Raw genomic sequence first — 18,465 nt, 5'->3', positions numbered from 1 at the left:
CTGAATGTGTAATCTTACAATCTCCCGCTACCGCATTAAATTTAAAGCCAATCAAAATATCCAATTGCCCGAATATGCAGGCTCCTCGCTACGTGGTGCTTTTGGACATGCCTTGAAAAATATTGCATGTTTAACAGCAGGCTTGAACAAAGGTCATTGTAAATGCCAACCTGTTGAGAGTTGTTTATATCGTCGTATCTTTGACCCAGCGAAGCAGAAATTGTTTTTGCAAGATCGTTTGCAGGATGTTGCACCTCCATTCGTGATAGAAGCGCATTCACTTTCAACAAAAGTTTTAGCAGGTCAGGAAGCTTATTTTTATATGACCTTAGTAGGTGACTTTGCACATAACCAGCAAATGATGATTCAAATGGCATGGCAACGTGCATTAGCTGTAGGAATTGGTAGTTACCACAATACAGGTCAAGCACAGTCACAGCTTATCTCTTTCGAATTGTGTGATCGCCCACAGCTGAATTGGCAAACAAGTGAAAATTTAAGAGTACAATTTTTAAGTCATGCGCGCATTCAGCATCATGGTGAAATCTTAACAGTAGAAAATTTTGATCCTGTTATTTTCTGTAGATCTGTTGTTCGACGCTATCTCACCTTAACGGAAGCATATTCAGAACAGAGTTTGTCCAGCCCATTTGTGAAATCATTATTTGACGATGTAAATCATGTACAAGGAGAATATCGGGTCGATCACAGACGTTGGTCTCGTTGGTCAAATCGTCAAAAGCAAAAAATGCAAATGGATGGTTTGTTAGGAGAGGTGATACTGCAGCATGTCTCTAATCAATTGGCAGATATTTTGTATTTAGGGCAATGGTTGCATGTAGGCAAAGGGAGTGTCTTTGGTTTAGGGCAATACGTTTTGCAACATACTCAAGAAGAGCAGTTAAGCGCCTAAACGGCGCTGTTCAAGTCGAGCAAACCATTCACGTCCAGGTTTTCCAGTATGTAAACGTATATGCTGTTTAAGTTGAGCAGTAGCTTCATTTAAGCTACGTAGATCTTTTAAAAAGCTCTCACTCTCAGCTTTATATCCGTCGATTGCTGTTTTTATTTGGGCATGGATGTCACGTTGCTGCCTAAGCATCTGTTGAATTTGCTCTTTTTCAGCCCCCGAAGCTTCTTCACGCTGTTGTTTGAGTTGGCCAATGGTCTCTCCTGAGCATTTTAGTTGAGTATATAAACCATTCAGCACTTTTTTTGTACTTGCATATAATTCAAATGCTTGATCTGCAGTTTGTTTAGACGCATGATGCATCTCAATGTATTTTTTATATTCCTGATATTCTGCTGTACTTTTTAACGCGGCTTGAATTTTTTCACGTTGTTGTGCAGTTTCACGACGTACTTGGCTACGTTTACGTTGCCAACGATCATGCTGTGATTGGGTTTCGGCATCAAGTAAATAAAGAACGGCTGCTCCGATAGCAACACCTGCGAGTATTGGTAGCATTTCATTTCCCCTTTGTTCAACCAACATCTTTTAGATCTAATTGTGGACGAGATAGATCAATACCAAATTGATGATACGCATCCATGAGTGTTTGATTTAAACGTGAGGTTTCTTCACGGTTTAACTCAATTTGTTTAAGCATCTGTTGCCACACTGACATCAATGTCGTTTTGTTCGTTGGATCTTGTTCTTGTGCAATCAAATTTAAGATCATTATGCATTGCTCTTGGGCATGATCTTGCTGTTGTTTTTGCAAGGCAATAAATTGCTTATTGTGTTTTAAGCAAGTTTTGAATGCGCTAGATAATGCATCAATACGTTTGATTTCTTTCTTATGATTGAGCTCAATCTCTGCACGTATGATCTTTGACTGCTCATGCATTTGTTTGCGTTGAAATTCTAATTCAGCAACAGCACGTTTATAGTGCGCAATTTCACTCACCATATTACTAACGGCTTTAATGCCTTCTTGTACTGCCATTAAGCCCGCAGTTTGTGGAACTAAAGGATTCATTAATATTTCTCCATACGCTTTTAAACGTCAAATGAATGGTGCGATTTAGCAACTGAAAAAGGATGTAAATAATCAATGGATACAATACAAAATCCATGGTTTTCCTGTTTTTATTTTTTGAGCAGGCTGAAGTCCCGGTTGCGGAACATGGTCAGGACTTTGCCATTGGTGGCTGTGACCAAATGCATGCCATTCATATTTTTAAGCATCGGGCAAATATCGGCATACTTATTTATTTCTTTATGACCAATGCTGTAGTAAATCGCATGGCGGTGAAATTGTTTACGACCAAAACGTAATAAATGTGCAATATGTTGTTGCTGTATACCGCGTTGTGTACGTCGTTTATAGGCATGTACGCTTAAGCCTAATGCAATATCTTCGAAATTCAAATAACACGTCATTTTCTTACCCTCTAGTTCGCTTGGTGTATAGAGAATAAGAGATATTTTTGATTTATTTTTTAAACGTAAGCTTATAAAAAGCCATCAAGATGGTGTCTTGATGGCTTTTAAAATTGCTTATTTAGGGAAGAATCTAAAAGATACTATCGAGGGTTCACGTTTAACTCAAGCAAAGCTTTGGTCTTGCACTCGGGCAAAGCAGTGCTTTGCTGTTTCTCGTTCATCCCTTATCAGCAGGGAAGTCTGTTCAGACTGTAGATGTTGTTCTTAAAATTACAAACGCTTTGTCTTAATCCCTTATCTACAGGGAAGTCTGTTCAGACTCGTGCGGGTGAACGCATAACATACATCGCAGCGTCTTAATCCCTTATTTTACGCCTTCTTCGAAACAGTGTTTCTCAGAAAGGCTCAGGAAGTCTGTTCAGACTCAATTCTGTGGATGTGGTGCGGCAATGCGACCGTCTTAATCCCTTATTTTACGCCTTCTTCGAAACAGTGTTTCTCAGAAAGGCTCAGGAAGTCTGTTCAGACACTACTGCTAACTCAATCGTAGCTAATATTAACGTCTTAATCCCTTATCTACAGGGAAGTCTGTTCAGACATTAACTTTGATAAACTTCAAGAAGAAAATTAGTCTTAATCCCTTATCTACAGGGAAGTATCTAAAAAAGATACTATCGAGGGTTCACGTCTAACTCAAGCAAAGCTTTCGTCTTGCACTCGGGCAAAGCAGTGCTTTGCTGATCCTCGTTCATCCCTTATCTACAGGGAAGTCTGTTCAGACTTATTAATTAAGTTTTAAACCCGGCTACCAAACAGTCTTAATCCCTTATTTTACGCCTTCTTCGAAACAGTGTTTCTCAGAAAGGCTCAGGAAGTCTGTTCAGACCGTAATGTTGAATTCAGTAAAGCAAGACTTACGTCTTAATCCCTTATCTACAGGGAAGTCTGTTCAGACACTTGAAAACTTTAAATCTTTTCGTGTTATGCGTCTTAATCCCTTATCTACAGGGAAGTCTGTTCAGACCAATCCAATTCAGTGAGAAAACTGGTATGTCGACGTCTTAATCCCTTATCTACAGGGAAGTCTGTTCAGACTGCAGGTGTTGTATATACCGAGCAATGGGAAGAGTCTTAATCCCTTATCAGCAGGGAAGTCTGTTCAGACGAATTCCTAAACACAGCTCTTCCTTTTGCGAATAAGTCTTAATCCCTTATCTACAGGGAAGTCTGTTCAGACGCGAGGTGCTGCACGAGCAGGTGTTGTATACACGTCTTAATCCCTTATCTACAGGGAAGTCTGTTCAGACTAGGTAGCTTCTATCACTGGAATGAAGGCACGTGGGTCTTAATCCCTTATCTACAGGGAAGTATCCAAAACAGATACTATCGAGGGTTCACGTCTAACTCAAGCAAAGCTTTCGTCTTGCACTCGGGCAAAGCAGTGCTTTGCTGATCCTCGTTCATCCCTTATCTACAGGGAAGTATCCAAAACAGATACTATCGAGGGTTCACGTCTAACTCAAGCAAAGCTTTCGTCTTGCACTCGGACAAAGCAGTGCTTTGCTGTTCCTCGTTCATCCCTTATCAGCAGGGAAGTCTGTTCAGACTAGTTAATTACTACAATAGCAATAAATCTAAAGGTCTTAATCCCTTATCTACAGGGAAGTATCCAAAACAAATACTATCGAGGGTTCACGTCTAACTCAAGCAAAGCTTTCGTCTTGCACTCGGGCAAAGCAGTGCTTTGCTGTTCCTCGCTCATCCCTTATCTACAGGGAAGTCTGTTCAGACACCAGATGACTGCCGTACCGACAATGGAAAGAAGTCTTAATCCCTTATCTACAGGGAAGTCTGTTCAGACAACGTGAACTATTTGCACTTATTAATCTTAATATCGTCTTAATCCCTTATCTACAGGGAAGTCTGTTCAGACAGATTAAAAAGGGGTATTGAAAAATGAATTTTAGTCTTAATCCCTTATCTACAGGGAAGTCTGTTCAGACTTAATCTGGAAAGTTCATTTCTGGCTGACATACTTGTCTTAATCCCTTATCTACAGGGAAGTCTGTTCAGACCCAGAATGGATCGAGATTGATTGGACTAACGAGTCTTAATCCCTTATCTACAGGGAAGTCTGTTCAGACTTTAATTAAAGCTCTTATTATTCATCTGAATAAGTCTTAATCCCTTATCTACAGGGAAGTCTGTTCAGACGTAATGAAAGAAGTTGTAGAGCGTCTTAAAGCTGCGTCTTAATCCCTTATCTACAGGGAAGTCTGTTCAGACACTGTGTTACAAGGTGTTGAGAGTTTTGTTACAAGTGTTAATCCCTTATCTACAGGGAAGTCTGTTCAGACTTAGTTCGTAAATTCGGTAACGTTTAATATAAGTCTTAATCCCTTATCTACAGGGAAGTCTGTTCAGACGTTAACTAAAAGGCAGAAGTGTAATGCGTATGTCTTAATCCCTTATCTACAGGGAAGTCTGTTCAGACCTATTAATGCAAACAACTATGTATTACTAGGTGAGTCTTAATCCCTTATCTACAGGGAAGTCTGTTCAGACAGAAGGAGTAATGATCGGAGGTATGCCCTCTTTCAGTCTTAATCCCTTATCTACAGGGAAGTCTGTTCAGACGTACCTCTCTATGCCACACCAGCTCTAGCCTTGAGTCTTAATCCCTTATCTACAGGGAAGTCTGTTCAGACTCTACCTCTATTTTTTTCTTTTGTAAAGCAAAGACTTATAGAGGCTAAATATTTCAAAGTATGTATCAGCAAAGTTGCTGTATGACGAAATATTTCACAGTTTTTCTTATAAATATAAAAAACAATATGTTGCGATAATTTTTGTGCGAATACCATGTCAATATATGAATTGTAATCCCATACACGGGCGTGCTGATCAAACTGGGTTAGGGCGTACAACATAAAATTCCTCCAATCGGATACGACAATCGCGTAACTGTTGTGCGCTTAATTCTAAACCTCTGAAATGTGCAGGCACATGCATGGATAAATGAACATATCGAATACCTCGCACATGCAAGTCTGCAACCAAATGAATAGGTAAAGTCCCGATTACCGTATCTTCAGCACGCAGTTCATCAAAATTTGCTAAATGGGTAACATGCACATCGTAATGTACATGCTCCTCTTTAGCCCATTCTAATGCACCTGTATGGCGAGTAATAAAGTAAACGGTCATCTTATTTTCCACATCATTCAATATGTAAAAGCATGCCATAGATCAACTACAAACGTATGATCTATAAGCTTATACCTTGACTGATATTTATCGATTTAGGCTGTAGCCATTCTGAAATAAGCTGACTTAAATTGAGTAAATCACGTTCTTGGAATATGCGAATTTCAGAATTATTGGCACGAGTTAAGTTGTAATCTTTCAGACTATACAGCGAAACAACCGCTTGTTTTTGGTTGATTCCACCAAAATCTTGCAAAGAAGATAATTTATATAAAACATCTTTAGCTTGTTCATGTGCCATCGTTTTGGCTGTTTTACATTCTATACAATATAAATGAGCATGATGAATAAACATGACATCCATTTCATTTGGAGTATCTTTCTTTTTTAATTCAACATTAATCGCAAGTTCTGCCTGTGGGTTTAAACCAATAAGTGCTTTATAGCATTCATAGCCACTGTAGACTTCCAACCAGCCACCTTTCATATAATCTCGTGTTTCTTCACATTTAAATTGAATTACACTTGAGCTACTATCAAATGAAAAGAAAGCTTCTTGAGTAATTTGTGCTAGGACCTCTAAACCTTCGGCTTGTTCCGCTTGAATATTGTCAAAATGAACATTCAAACTATTTTCATCATCCGATATAGAAGCCAATTTATTAATGAATGAGCAAAAGCGTCGTCCTTTTTGAAAATCATTTTTCATTACATCAATTAAGATTTGTGCATAGCGCAATTGTTCAAGTGAAATATCGGTGATTGGCTGTTGCTTTGTAATCTGGTAGCCGCGTGACAGCACACGTTGCTGCAGATTTAGATTGCTGTTGATTGGGTAGACAATTTGGTTGGTCTGCCTTTGGTACCAAACAACGTGCTGACCACGACTTTGGTAAAAACTTTCGGCACGTGCTGAACCTAAAAGCATGGAAGCACGGTCCATTGCAATACTCATCAGTTTTGTGCCACCTGTAATATTAAAGATAAAACGATCTTTAGCTGGATGTTGGTTTGCCCAATTTAAAATCATTTCTTGGATGGCAAACATATTGGATTCTTCATAACCGTTTGGAATATTTAATATCTCAATAGCTGCTTGGCTAATAAGTTTTAAACTTTGCACTAAAAGATCAGTCTTACCTTGTTCATCCATATACGTGGTGCTGAGCACTGTAATTTTATCAATATTGCTCTTATTTTCGATGAAATAACGGGCAGATTCTAAATTTGCTTCAGGATGGCCAGTAGTACTAAGAACTAAGATTCGCATATATTTTATGTGTTTATCATGGGCTTATGAATAATTATATCTGATAACTTATTTGAGTACTAAATCAAAAAAAGACCACTAACTTAAGGTGGTCTGAGTTTTAAGGACCAATGTTTTTATTGATGTGTGCACCGTACCGAGTCTATCGGAGAATTTTTTATTTAAGTTAGGCCGCCTGACCTAATGGGTTAATCTTATCATCGAACATTTTTTCAAACACAAAAGGTGGCACATAACCTAGCGCACTTGTACAGCGCGCAATAACATAACTTCTCGTTGCAGTTGTTGCCAGACCTTACGAACGCCATATCGCCCCGAACTTTCTTTCCAAATTCGTATGATTTGCTCAGCATGATGAAAATCATGTAGATGTCGTTTTGCTCGATGTTTCCTTGCGAAGCGATGCTTCTTATCTCAGGGAAAGTTGGTCTCCGACAAACCCGGTACGGTTCATTCTGCCGTATACGTCTTGTGTTTCTTGCTCATGGTAAACTCCTGATGAGTATGTATAGTTTACCAAGTTAAAACCTCTTGTTTTTTCAGCACACATCATTTAGATAAGGCAGCAACGGTTAAATTATTTAATCGCATGTAGTGATTTTTAGACCTTCAACTTGCAGTTCAAGAGATCGAGGTCTGCCAATACAAGCTAGATGTAAGCAAAATTTAAATGCGGCCAGTGCTTTGGCATCTTTTGTCGAGTAAAGCTGGAGACGAACATAATCTTCTTGAGTCGTAGGATGCTCTGTTGTGCTCGATTTAGCCAGCTTCAGTAATAAAGGTTGTTTCTTTTTATCTAGCAATTGTACCAAGTCTTGTCCAAGCAAATGCCAAAATTGATGGGGAAACAGGTCTTTTACCTTGCAATAAAATGATTCCAATTGATCAATTTTATTCCAGCGATAATGAATGCCGGTATGCGAAACTGTAACACGACTTAAAAATGTCTCAAGCACCGCTTTTATTTGATCTGGCTTTTTTTCAAAGATATTTTGAATATTTTCAAAGAAATAGTTCCTTGCTTTGCGCTCTTCAACGGTATCTATCATCGAGGGTTTCAAAGGTTTATCCAGATGATTTGTGTTGTTGAGATCAAATAACCTTGGGTTGTTTTTTTGAGACTTGAGTTGGCCCAGTTGTTTGGCATTTTCATACCAGTAGTTAACCAGTTCGACAGGTAAACTCATTTCTTGTGATACCCGATCTGGATCATGATGAATTTCCAGTAAATTTAGGCACTTAAAAAACCATGCAAATGAAACTTTGGATTCTTTTGTTCCCGCGAAATATTTAAAAAAATCATGATGCTTTGAGTTAAATGAAACCTCATCTAGAATGTCTTCTACGTTACTTTTTAACCAGTCAGTTTGATCGTTGAGTAACTGCTGACTTAAATGACCAGCATGCTTTTCGAAATTGAATGGAGCAGAATCTTTTACTGTGTTTAAAAATTTGAAAGAAGGTAGGTAGCCCATCATCTTTTTTGCCAGTTGAGTATCGATGTCTGGGTGATATTTCAGTATTTTATGCCCAGCGATCAGGTAGCTTAGATGAATATAACTTTTAAAAGTTTCTGTAGGGTCAATGTGACCCAGTAAATGGGCAATCATAAACCAATGATTTTGACCATGTGTATGACGGAGTAACTCTGTCCGAATGGACTGATATTGTTCTTCAGTATAATCCGTCAGATTCTTGACTAGGGGAGCGTAATCGCAGTTGAGCAGAACGGATAAGTGATTGGCAGCCGTGTGTCGAAATGAGTGAAAAGAATAATCATGAGTTTTAAAAAGCTCGTTCATAATCATTCTAAAAGGTGTTGTCACCGTATGTTTGTTCAGCTTGCTATTTTCATTCCAATTACGGAATAAGTATAAGTTTTGCTGATTGAGTAAACGTTGCTCGACTACATGATTATGAAATAGTTGATATTCATCGGTTTTTAATAAGCAATACACAGGAACTTTGCGTTCAGCACTATCTGTTTTAAGTTGATGTAAGTTTCCTTTCTTTTTTGAGCCGTAGGGCTGAATCCATACTGATAGACAGCTCAAGCCCTCGATATCCCGCACACGTAAGCCTAGAATTTCATTAATACGCATACCGGTACGGTAAGCTAAGATATAGATGATTTTTAATGTCTTATAAGTGTTTTCTTGACTATTAGCACCTGAAAATAAGGTATCTAATTTGTTCATGAAAGCTTGATAAGTCAAAGGGCCAATAATACGGGCTCTAGGCCTATTTTGTATGGTGAGTGATTCTAATTCGAGAGATTCAGCTTCGAAAACTGTTCGTTGAAAGCTATGGAAGCGCTTCAACATCCTGCTGGTTTGACCTCTGGATTTTTTAAATTCAGGTTGGCCTGCTTCATCTGCGAGACGGGTGTTCGTAATAATTTGTGTGTAGATATTTGCCAGATTCGTATTCAGATCATCTTCGCTATCTAGATATTGTAAAGAATGTGTTAGCCAAGGCTCGGCAATCCGGGAGTAATAAGTGTAAATCGAACTATCTGCTAATGGTCTATTCTGCTGAAACGATTTTTGAAATTGGTTAGCGCAAAAATTAAAATGTTCAGCCAGTTGCTGAATCTGTTCTAATTCTGGTTTATAAAGGCTGATGAGCCATAATGCGACACGTTTACTGTACTCATTAAATTTATCAGTATTTTCAAGACAATATTTAATGATTAATACATCAATGGCTTGATCAGTTTGTGATGTACGAATCAGTTGTAAAAGGTCTTTGTGAATCTTTATAACATCATCCAAAGCTTGCTGAATGTCATCATTGGAGTAAGATTTACCCACAATAGATGGTGATTTTTCTACATCTGAATCAGTAAGAGTGTCCTGCTGATATTTAAATTTTGGATGAAGAAATCTTTCAAATTCTATTTCTGATAAGCCACAGGTTGCAGTATTTTCTATAAGACATTGTGAGAGAGCAGGATCAATGTCAACTTTCGGGAGTTGCATCCAGTTAAAGTTGGCGTAGTCGCGTAATAATTTATAAGTTTTAAGATTAAATGGTAACTTAATCTTATAGGACTTACGCACTATTATTTATAGATTCTCTGTGGTAGCAGATGATTTTTATCGAGAATAAAGTCATCAATGAAGTTTTTGATAACTGGTCTAAATAATTTCTTCTGCCAACGATATACATTTTCAAAGATCCGCTCAAACTGGTTCTTTTGTATCTCAACGTAGGCCATCAAGGCTGAAAAAATATGATTCAAAATCAGTTTAGATCGTCTTACTTGAAACTTTTCAATATGACAAACCTGTTTAATCACCCGGTGATATTGCTCTATTTTCCAATGACTTGAATGTAATTCATGAAAACCCTCAAAGGACAATAAATCATCTTCATCTTGATGCACAATATAAAACCTCTGCTGTTCTTTTAACTGAGTCTTAAATAATTGTACAAAGCCAAAATCTTTGAGCCAGACCACTTGACCCTGATGGAAATCTGGCAATAAACGCAGTTGAAACCATTGTCCTTTTTCTGGGGAAACCTTACGGTTACAGTCGATACCAAACATAAATCGAATACCATATTTTCTTATGGTTTTTAGATTTCCAGTCGATGAATACCAACTATCACCTGTAATAAATTGAATCTTTGCACCCCAACTGAGTACTTCACTTAACATATCCATAAAGTAATCATTCTTGGTTTTACTTTCAGATTTGTCATAAATTCGGAAATTAATTGGAATATTTTGACCATTTTGATCTGTCGCATACAAGGTAATGAGATTAATACCCTTGACGGATCGGTGGTGTTTGCCTGACCAAAAATAGCTAACCAAGTCCATATGTTGACTATATGGTTTATCTAAAACAGTATCATCAATACTGACTATAAGTTTATTATTATCAATATGTTGAATTGATTCTTGATATAGGTCGTGAGGTGTGTAGTCTTCACGCTCTAGAAAGCGATTTACACTATCATGCGAGATGTTATAAGTCTCGGCAAGTTGTGTGCAGCTAATAGAGTTCGGTTCTGTCATGAGAAAGCCCATATAAATGGGTAATGTACAAGTTGCTGTAGAAGCATGTCTAATTCGTCTGATCACAGATACTTTATAAAGTATTTTAATACTTTTTTGAATCCGTCAATGCGTAAGTCCTATCTTATTAAAAATAAGCTGTAGATAATCTTCTACATTCTGGTTTACTGTACGAATATTTCTGCTATTAAAATGAATTAACCATAAGCGGGTGATTTGATCAGGAATAAAATTACGCGATTTACGAATGGTTTTTTCATCAATAAATAGATCTCCATAAGAGGGAGAGAGCGGTTCTAAAAATATAATATTCAGATCTTCGATCTTTCTGATTTTTGCCGGATCTTTTAAGTGTTCAAGCAAAGCTTCTAAAGAGGCTTTTTGATTTAAGCCGGAATAGAGCAGGGCAGAAATAACAATATTTCCAATGATTTCATCATCAGAAAATGTCTTGCTATCTTTCGCTAGAATCCAGTAGTCCCAAAGCTTATCAAGAACTTCATCAACCTGCTGTCCCTTCTCGATCCAGTCCATGGTAAAAACTGGTTGATCACGCTTCATCTCAAATGTCAGATTCGGTGGGGGCAAAGTCTCACGACGATTTAAATTGATTTGCTTGATATATGACCGAAAAAACTCATGTGCATATTTTTTCCAGGCCAAGCTTGGAGCTTTGCGTTTAATAAACTCATAAATTGCGGGATATAAGGATTCAAGATGTTCTTTTTGTTCTAGTTCTATTTCTTGGAAATATTGAATTAATTCCTTTTCTACATCCGATCGAGGAGATTTCTCTTTCTCAAGACGAATTTGTTTTCTACGATTTTCTGCATATAGTGGTCGAGCTTGCTTAGTTCGTTTATTGAGTGAGGACATCGAGTTCAATACCGGTAATTTGAAAATGATCTTTCATTTGTTCAAGAACATGGGCAATGCTTGAATATTGTGAAATAGATAAGCTGGAATAAGGATGAGCAGCTTCTTGCTGCATCGGTTCATGACCGAATAAAGCTAAAATTTCAATTTCGCTAATTTTATGGCTGAGAAACGCACGGGCAGTATGCCGGTGCCAGTTTTCATGTAGCAAACTTAACTCAGGGTTAGATTTTTTTATAATCGAAGGCCTTAAGGGGTACCATTGACCATCCTGAAAGATATTCAATAGTGGGAGCTTGCTCTCTAAAATTTGTTGAATATGTTGTGGAATTTCTGGCTGACTAGGAGCAATTTGAGTTTTAAAATAGTGTAAAAAATCTATAAATTTCTGGAGTTCTTGTACAACAAAATGACCTAGTGGAATTAAACGTCCATAGCCTTGACGCCCACCCACCTCCTTATCAGAAACCATGCATATTTTTCTTTTCAGGTTAAAGCTTTTTAAAAAACCTGGAAATTCAGCGACGGGTCGTGCAGCAGTAAAGAGCAACAAGAAATGCCACATCCACAGATTATAGTGATTAAAAATTGCTATCCAGTCGTCTTCTTTTTGTGAAATTATTCTGAATTTGAGAGTTGCAAAGATATTTTGAATCACATTTGAAGTAGGTGCTTTGCGGCTTCCAAAGTTTTTTTCTGCAGCATATTCAATATTCTGGTATTCATCGGATAACGACTCACACAGCTCTTTTAAAATCGAGACATACTCGGTCTGTAAAGTCAGGATATTTTGATGACAATAAGAAGTAGAAGAAGACTTATTGGCATCAATACCAGTGAGAAGGTCAGCAAGCTGTTTATTTCCAGTGCGTTGCAAAATAGTCTGATGTAAAAGAGAGCCAATTCTTATTAGTGATAGTTTTGGAATATGAAATTTGGCTCTCAGCTGTTTCAAATGTTGCTGAAGGTCCTCTTCCTTAACGGGGTCACCGTCCCGCAGAGATTCAATAAATGAATTCGGGATCGGGATGTCCAGATGAACTGTTTGGTTGAGCAAGCCCTCTGGATAAGCAAAATCCTTATTTTCAAAAATTGAAAATTTACTTCTCAGATAATATTGTCCATTGCTTTGCTTGATCTGTTGGCGAGCATTTAAATTTTTAGCACGTTTACTTTGTAGACGGAGCCACTCCTGGATTTTATTTCCTGTCAGAAATGACAGCATCATGATCAAGGATGCCTTCTTTTTTTTGATTTCGTTATCCTTGTCTTTAGAGTCTTCTTTAATCTCAACAATGTGATTTTTATATAGTTCAGTAATTAGGGCACTTATGCTTGTGGTATTAGGAAAGAGGCTGCTGTATGCCAGCAAATGTTCTTTCCGTTGAATATGTTTGGCAACCAGAGGCAGAACATAGCTTTGGCCGGATTCTGAATATGCAGCAAGGGGGGTAACGATGGTTGGGTCTACTAATATTTGACGTGTATCTTGGTCATCTAGTTGTTGTTCTATATTGAGTGCTTTAGATTTTTGCCCTTTTTTAATTTCTGAACTTTCTGCAATCAGCTGATCTTCGTCTAAAAATTCATGTTGCAGTTGCGTCTCGATGCTCGCTTTGGCAATTTTTGCCTTATTTTCCAACACATAATTAAAGGTGATGCGGATCACGTTTAGCAGGTTTTGCATAAAATCATTAGATGACTCTTTATCACGTTCTTCATCAATAACCTCATTCAAATACCGAATAAATTCAACTAAGGAAAGGGAGGGATCTTTAAGATACTTTTCCCAAAGGAGTCTATATTCAGGAGTATTTTGATATTCTTTTTCGGAAATTAGAATCCGATTGGCGGTACGGAAGCGTTGGAATAAACGTTTTACAGTATTGAAATGTTCAGTGTGATCCTCTTTAAAAAGTTCAGGTTTAATGTCTGGCAGTGCAATTAAATAGATTGCTGCTTTTAAGATTAGGATATTCCAGATTAAAGCATTTTTTTCTGATTCTGCTAATTGTGCAATTGAGTTCACATACCAAGTGAATGGTGTTGTGCTAACAGTATGTTTCCGAGAGGAGACTAAGGCAGCTGGTCTAGCAACAACAGAATTGGTTTCTAGATCAAAATCTAATAGATCGAGATTCAGCCCTTCCAGACATTGATCAGTTGGATGTGAAGTCAGTAAATCAACAACATATTGAATATGTTCTGCACGGTTGAACTGCTCGTCACCAAAGAGTTTTTCCAGTGTCTGTTTTAATGATACCCGCGGAATATCAGCAGCATTTTGACGGCTTGGGTTAGATTCTGACATTATGCTTTCCATAACTGATCTGGCGTGAGAACGAAGTCCACATTGTTTAAAAGCTGTTGAACAACTTCACTGGTTTGTTGCAGTTGATCTAGCACATTTTGTCTTTTCCGGTTTATAACTTTATTGCGATAATTCAGCTGATTTCGTGTATATGACAGCAGATACGCAAGCAGATCCAAACTCATTGTACGGTGAGGTTTGAAAGAATTTTCTTTGTTTAACTTGTAAATAGCCTCGGCAGAAATGTATTCATTTATTAAGTTATGTAACCTTTTGGGATTTAATCGATTAAGATCATAATAAGTAGATGATAGAAATTTTAGAAATTCGGAACTAGCCACATTTTTTAATAGTTCGATTTTTTTGTTATCTTTGGGAAGAGAATGGATAATTAGATTAATTTCTTTGGGTGCATTCTGAGTCCAGTATAGGAACCATTGGAAATTACTGGCGATGGTATAACCGGATAGATTAGTATCTTTCCAGACGTGAATTTCGGGACGTGGATTCAAGATACCTAGATCTGTTTTTAAAGCTTTGAAAGCCTCTTGATAGCAAAGATAAATTCCAGAAAAATCAGGGTGTATACTGATTTGGATTTTATTAAAATTTTTGCACAACAATTTTTTAGGTGCGCCAAATTTTTCATTGAAATCAAAAGCCGTTTCCATAGTCCTTCATAAGTGTAAAAAATAATCAAGTGAATATTCTTATAATTTTTTGAAATATTAAACAAGATCGATCTACCCTATATTTTGTGTATATTTACAAACTATATACAATATATTGTGATTTTTTTATATTTTTAAGAACGGGGTCACAACTTATAGCAATGCTATTTATTTTAAAACTAAGAGGTTCTTAATATGGAAATTAAACAACTGAAACAGGTAGAAGTCGTTACAGATGTTGTATGTGATGTATGCAACCAATCAACGAAACTGGAGTTTGGAACTTTATCGGCGCATTGGGGCTATGGTTCTAAGCATGACGGGGAAAGATATGAATTGCAGTTATGTGAAAAATGTTTCTTTTATGCCCTGACGACATTAAAAAAAGAGCGAGCAGATGAGTTTATGTTTGATGAAAATTTTGACCCTTCAACCCTGGATGGGTTTGGTTTGAAGTGAACCTATCATCGCGACAGGTTCTAAGAATCTAGAAAATACTGATTCAGATCCAAGCCAGCAGTTTCATTTTTAATAGCGAGTAAGGGATTCAGGAAAAATATTGTTCTTTGCTTCAAGGTCACTGAGCTCTGAAAAGGCCTGAATACCGCCTACGGCTTTAATTCCATCTAAAGCGACAGATAGAGCTTCCTGATCTGACGGGAATGTTTCATCCCATACCGTAGAAGTACCATTTTGGTTTACCACTTCCAGTGTCCAGTCACTATCAGGTAATCGATAAATTAGAACTTCAATTTGCTCATTATCCTCTTGTAAAATTTGAGATAAGGGAGAATCGATTAAATCATTTTCATCATAATCCAGAGTATTGTCATTATCAGACATTAGCGGCAGCCTTTATTGTATTTAACATCCGTCCATAGTAATGAATGAATTAAATTTTGCCTAGCAGTGGATATTATGGGGTACAAAGAATAGCTAAATTCAAAAAATAATTGCCCCGACAATAAAACAAAATAATCCAAAAATTACCCAAATCCAGACATTCGATTTGGGTTGCTCGGTATCTGATGTATAGAACGGTTGTTGTTCCTGAGCAGAATTCTCTGGGTTGCCAGCTCTATTTTTATAGGGTTGGCGCTTGGAATAGGATAGGCCTGTGCCAGGAATACCAACACTGGTTCGGGTGCCTTTTTTACCAATATTTAAAGAAGCACCGGGTTTGCCAATGCTTGCACTGCTGATGCCTTTATGCGTCAGATTGATTTTTAATCCAGGTAATATTTTAATACTCTTGCGAAATCTGAAGCCCATATTTTTTCCATTTACAAGAACCAGTTTGGTTTCTATCTGAGTTGTCCGGATACAGTGAAATAAGAGTTTGATTCATTCATAGGACTGATCATTTGACTTATCTAGTGAAATATCAGTATGTTCTTTAACATAAGATATTGGCTTTTAGACAATGAATCAAACATCAAATTATTACAATCAACATGCTCAAGCATTTTTTGAAAATACCTATCAGGTTGAGATGGAAAGTCTTTACGCACCATTTCTAAGATATTTGCCCGAACAGGCATTGATCTTGGATTTGGGCTGTGGCTCGGGGCGGGACACTTTGGCATTTAAGAAAAAAGGCTATCAAGTTGAGGCAATTGATTATTCTACCGAGCTGGTTGAAAAGGCGAGAGAGCTGACTGGCCTCGAGGTACGTCAGCAAAGTTTTTATGAGCTGAATGAAGTAGCTAAGTATGATGGGATTTGGGCTTGTGCTTCTCTTTTGCACTGTGAAAGAGATCGCCTGACTGAAGTGCTGGCGCGCATATTTAAAGCATTAAAGCCAAATGGTGTGTGTTATATGTCTTTTAAATATGGCGATACAGACCGTGAGAAAGAAGGGCGCAGCTTTACTGACTTGAATGAGCAGCAAGCTTACGACTTACTTAAACAAATAGATCAGGCTTTACTGTTACAGCAATGGATTACTGTAGATAAACGTCCAGACCGTACAGAAGAGTGGATCAACGTAATATGGAAAAAGCAATCACATGCTTTTGATTATTATCCACAGCGTTTATACAATCGTGCCGAGTTAATGAAAGAGCCCTCTTTGATTCCTGCAGAACACGGGATTTATTTTTGGTGGTTCAAAACAAATCCACCGGGAATCCCAACAAAAAACTGTATAACGTATCAAGAATATACTTTGTTGTATGTTGGCATATCGCCTGACAAAAAGACTAAACCAAATAGTAAATCAAACTTGAGAATACGGCTTAAAACACACTTTGCAGGTAACGCAGAAGGTTCAACGCTAAGACGAACATTGGGCATACTTCTGGCTGAGATGAGTGGGTATCCGCTTAGAAGAGTAGGTACAGGTAATCGCATGACTTTCACGCATTCAGGTGAACAATGGCTGGATGCATGGCTTGAAGATAATGCATATGTGTCCTGGATAATTTGTGAAGAACCTTGGAATGTTGAGGAAAAGGTTTTTGAACAAACGATACTGCCACTCAATTTGAAAGGTAATCAGCACGAGTTTAAAGAAACCCTTTCAGCTATGCGTAAAAAAGCCATTCAAAATGCGAAAATGATGGAAATCGCTACGGAAGCAGGATTACAAAGACGGGTGAAGCTTCAACATGTGGCAGGATGATCACTTAATAGAAAATAATAAACCTACACCCAACGAGCAGCTGAAATTTTTGAAGCATATTCAGCAGATATTGCAGTCAGGGACTTTTACTTCGACATATAAGTTTGCTTTGCTGATAAGTATCACACGTCTGGCGATTGAACAGGGTCAAGATACTGGTGCTGCCTTGCATTTAGAATATCAAGATATTGCTGAAAAGTTTATTGACCTATACTGGAAACAGTCACTGCCGTTTCAGTTTAACCAGTATGAGCCTTTTACTATTCATCAAAGCACTGGTAAGCAGGCAAAGATCATCACTGAAATCCAGAATGCACAGCAACAATTCAAGACCTTGGCTGCGTTGAGAAAGGATGTACTTTACTGGAACAGGTTGAAGCGAGCAGTTGCAACAACGGTAAAGCAAATGCCGGTGGTATATTTGCAGAATCTGAATGGTCAAACGGTAGAATTTCTCTATTGCCTTGAAGACTCCAAACGGTCCCTCAACTTGTTGCCCAAGGTGATGTATTGCTTAAGACAATTTAGTGAAATCATTGAAGAGTTGTGCCAGAAGCGCTGGATTGATTTTGTTCGGCTAAACAAGCAGAACCTGGTGGTACTGGATGGTTTGCCTGACCTAGATGAATTCATGTTTGCTCCAAGTCGTAATCAATTGGGGCAGGTCGCGGACTTCTTAATTGACTTACAGCAATGCCAGTGTTTTTATTGCGGTAAAAGCCTAAAAAACTCCAAATATGCCGTGGATCATTTTATTCCATGGTCTTTATATCCTGCCGATACCGGACATAACTTTGTCCTAGCGGATGAAAAATGCAACTCACAAAAAAGTAATTATTTGGCATCAGAAAAATTCCTGCAGCAGTGGCAGGAGCGTAATCATCTGCATAATCAATCCATTATTCGAGAGATTTCTCAATTAGGTTTTCTAACCGATCTGCAACGTTCGCATCGGGTTGCCGACTGGGCGTATAAGCAGGCAGTAGAGAATGAGTATTTAGTTTGGTTAGGTGGTAGTGAAAAAAAAACTAGTTTCTAAAACTATAGAATTTTTTGTGAGAACTAAATGATAATTTAATCAATAAGAAAAA

At 37.8% G+C, this 18,465-nt stretch carries 14 protein-coding genes, 4 pseudogenes and 2 CRISPR repeat arrays; of the genes and pseudogenes, 5 read left to right on the top strand and 13 right to left on the bottom strand.

The genetic code is table 11. The features are described 5' to 3' along the window. Positions 1–4 precede the first annotated feature (4 nt). On the top strand, positions 5–913 hold the full coding sequence (cas6, locus tag BFN00_RS03830) for a CRISPR system precrRNA processing endoribonuclease RAMP protein Cas6 (protein ID WP_071850510.1): 909 nt from the start codon (positions 5–7) through the stop codon (positions 911–913). Here cas6 and BFN00_RS03825 read toward each other — a convergent pair. The 11 genes and pseudogenes from BFN00_RS03825 to BFN00_RS03775 form a co-directional block, all read right to left on the bottom strand. Beyond that, a complete protein-coding gene (locus BFN00_RS03825) occupies positions 902–1,468 on the bottom strand; it encodes a hypothetical protein (RefSeq protein ID WP_071850509.1) in 567 nt (188 codons plus the stop codon). The two genes, cas6 and BFN00_RS03825, sit on opposite strands and share 12 nt — an antisense overlap. A 16-nt stretch (positions 1,469–1,484) precedes the next feature. Next, positions 1,485–1,982, bottom strand: coding sequence for a hypothetical protein (locus tag BFN00_RS03820; RefSeq protein ID WP_004681133.1), 498 nt, complete (start codon positions 1,980–1,982; stop codon positions 1,485–1,487). Positions 1,983–2,092: 110 nt separating this feature from the next. Beyond that, positions 2,093–2,386 (bottom strand): hypothetical protein, encoded by a 294-nt coding sequence (locus tag BFN00_RS03815; protein WP_004681132.1) that lies wholly within the window; start codon positions 2,384–2,386, stop codon positions 2,093–2,095. Positions 2,387–3,306: 920 nt separating this feature from the next. Then, positions 3,307–3,696: a CRISPR direct-repeat array (repeat unit 37 nt; unit sequence GTCTTAATCCCTTATCTACAGGGAAGTCTGTTCAGAC). 446 nt (positions 3,697–4,142) lie between these two features. Next, positions 4,143–5,097: a CRISPR direct-repeat array (repeat unit 37 nt; unit sequence GTCTTAATCCCTTATCTACAGGGAAGTCTGTTCAGAC). Between the two features lie 196 nt (positions 5,098–5,293). After that, on the bottom strand, positions 5,294–5,596 hold the full coding sequence (csx16, locus tag BFN00_RS03810) for a CRISPR-associated protein Csx16 (RefSeq protein WP_071850508.1): 303 nt from the start codon (positions 5,594–5,596) through the stop codon (positions 5,294–5,296). 61 nt (positions 5,597–5,657) lie between these two features. Continuing rightward, positions 5,658–6,866, bottom strand: a complete 1,209-nt coding sequence (locus tag BFN00_RS03805; RefSeq protein ID WP_071850507.1) for a Card1-like endonuclease domain-containing protein — start codon at positions 6,864–6,866, stop codon at positions 5,658–5,660. A gap of 241 nt (positions 6,867–7,107) precedes the next feature. Continuing rightward, a pseudogene (locus BFN00_RS15665) lies at positions 7,108–7,256 on the bottom strand (IS3 family transposase); the annotation flags it as partial. 191 nt (positions 7,257–7,447) lie between these two features. Then, a pseudogene (locus BFN00_RS03795) lies at positions 7,448–9,913 on the bottom strand (tyrosine-type recombinase/integrase); the annotation flags it as partial. Positions 9,914–9,930: 17 nt separating this feature from the next. Beyond that, positions 9,931–10,959, bottom strand: a complete 1,029-nt coding sequence (locus BFN00_RS03790; protein ID WP_082180550.1) for an IS701 family transposase — start codon at positions 10,957–10,959, stop codon at positions 9,931–9,933. Between the two features lie 48 nt (positions 10,960–11,007). After that, a pseudogene (locus BFN00_RS03785) lies at positions 11,008–11,769 on the bottom strand (site-specific integrase); the annotation flags it as partial. After that, a complete protein-coding gene (locus tag BFN00_RS03780) occupies positions 11,753–14,080 on the bottom strand; it encodes a hypothetical protein (RefSeq protein WP_071850504.1) in 2,328 nt (775 codons plus the stop codon). The gene BFN00_RS03780 and the pseudogene BFN00_RS03785, both read right to left, overlap by 17 nt. Continuing rightward, a complete protein-coding gene (locus tag BFN00_RS03775; protein WP_071850503.1) occupies positions 14,080–14,751 on the bottom strand; it encodes a hypothetical protein in 672 nt (223 codons plus the stop codon). The genes BFN00_RS03780 and BFN00_RS03775 overlap by 1 nt, the downstream gene beginning before the upstream one ends. A 195-nt stretch (positions 14,752–14,946) precedes the next feature. Here BFN00_RS03775 and BFN00_RS03770 point away from each other — a divergent pair, with 195 nt between their 5' ends. Next, positions 14,947–15,210: a hypothetical protein gene (locus tag BFN00_RS03770; protein ID WP_071850502.1), complete on the top strand. Its 264-nt coding sequence runs from the start codon at positions 14,947–14,949 to the stop codon at positions 15,208–15,210. A gap of 69 nt (positions 15,211–15,279) precedes the next feature. Here the strand turns inward: BFN00_RS03770 and BFN00_RS03765 are convergent, their stop codons facing one another. Together BFN00_RS03765 and BFN00_RS03760 are read right to left on the bottom strand one after the other, a co-directional pair. Beyond that, the gene (locus BFN00_RS03765; protein ID WP_071850501.1) at positions 15,280–15,594 is read right to left on the bottom strand and encodes a hypothetical protein; all 315 of its coding nucleotides are present in this window, start codon (positions 15,592–15,594) and stop codon (positions 15,280–15,282) included. A 99-nt stretch (positions 15,595–15,693) separates the two neighbouring features. Beyond that, positions 15,694–16,023, bottom strand: coding sequence for a DUF4236 domain-containing protein (locus BFN00_RS03760; RefSeq protein WP_005108364.1), 330 nt, complete (start codon positions 16,021–16,023; stop codon positions 15,694–15,696). Positions 16,024–16,174: 151 nt separating this feature from the next. Here BFN00_RS03760 and BFN00_RS16305 point away from each other — a divergent pair. From BFN00_RS16305 to BFN00_RS03745, 3 genes and pseudogenes are all read left to right on the top strand, one after another. Further along, positions 16,175–16,753 (top strand): annotated as a pseudogene (locus tag BFN00_RS16305) (class I SAM-dependent methyltransferase); the annotation flags it as partial. A gap of 54 nt (positions 16,754–16,807) precedes the next feature. Then, positions 16,808–17,374, top strand: a complete 567-nt coding sequence (locus BFN00_RS16300; RefSeq protein WP_071850543.1) for a GIY-YIG nuclease family protein — start codon at positions 16,808–16,810, stop codon at positions 17,372–17,374. Next, positions 17,361–18,413 (top strand): HNH endonuclease, encoded by a 1,053-nt coding sequence (locus tag BFN00_RS03745; protein ID WP_071850500.1) that lies wholly within the window; start codon positions 17,361–17,363, stop codon positions 18,411–18,413. The genes BFN00_RS16300 and BFN00_RS03745 overlap by 14 nt, the downstream gene beginning before the upstream one ends. The last annotated feature ends 52 nt before the right edge of the window (positions 18,414–18,465 follow it).

This window comes from Acinetobacter sp. AR2-3 (assembly GCF_001878775.1).
Classification (GTDB): domain Bacteria; phylum Pseudomonadota; class Gammaproteobacteria; order Pseudomonadales; family Moraxellaceae; genus Acinetobacter; species Acinetobacter lwoffii_D.
This window is presented reverse-complemented; position numbering and strand designations above follow the sequence as displayed.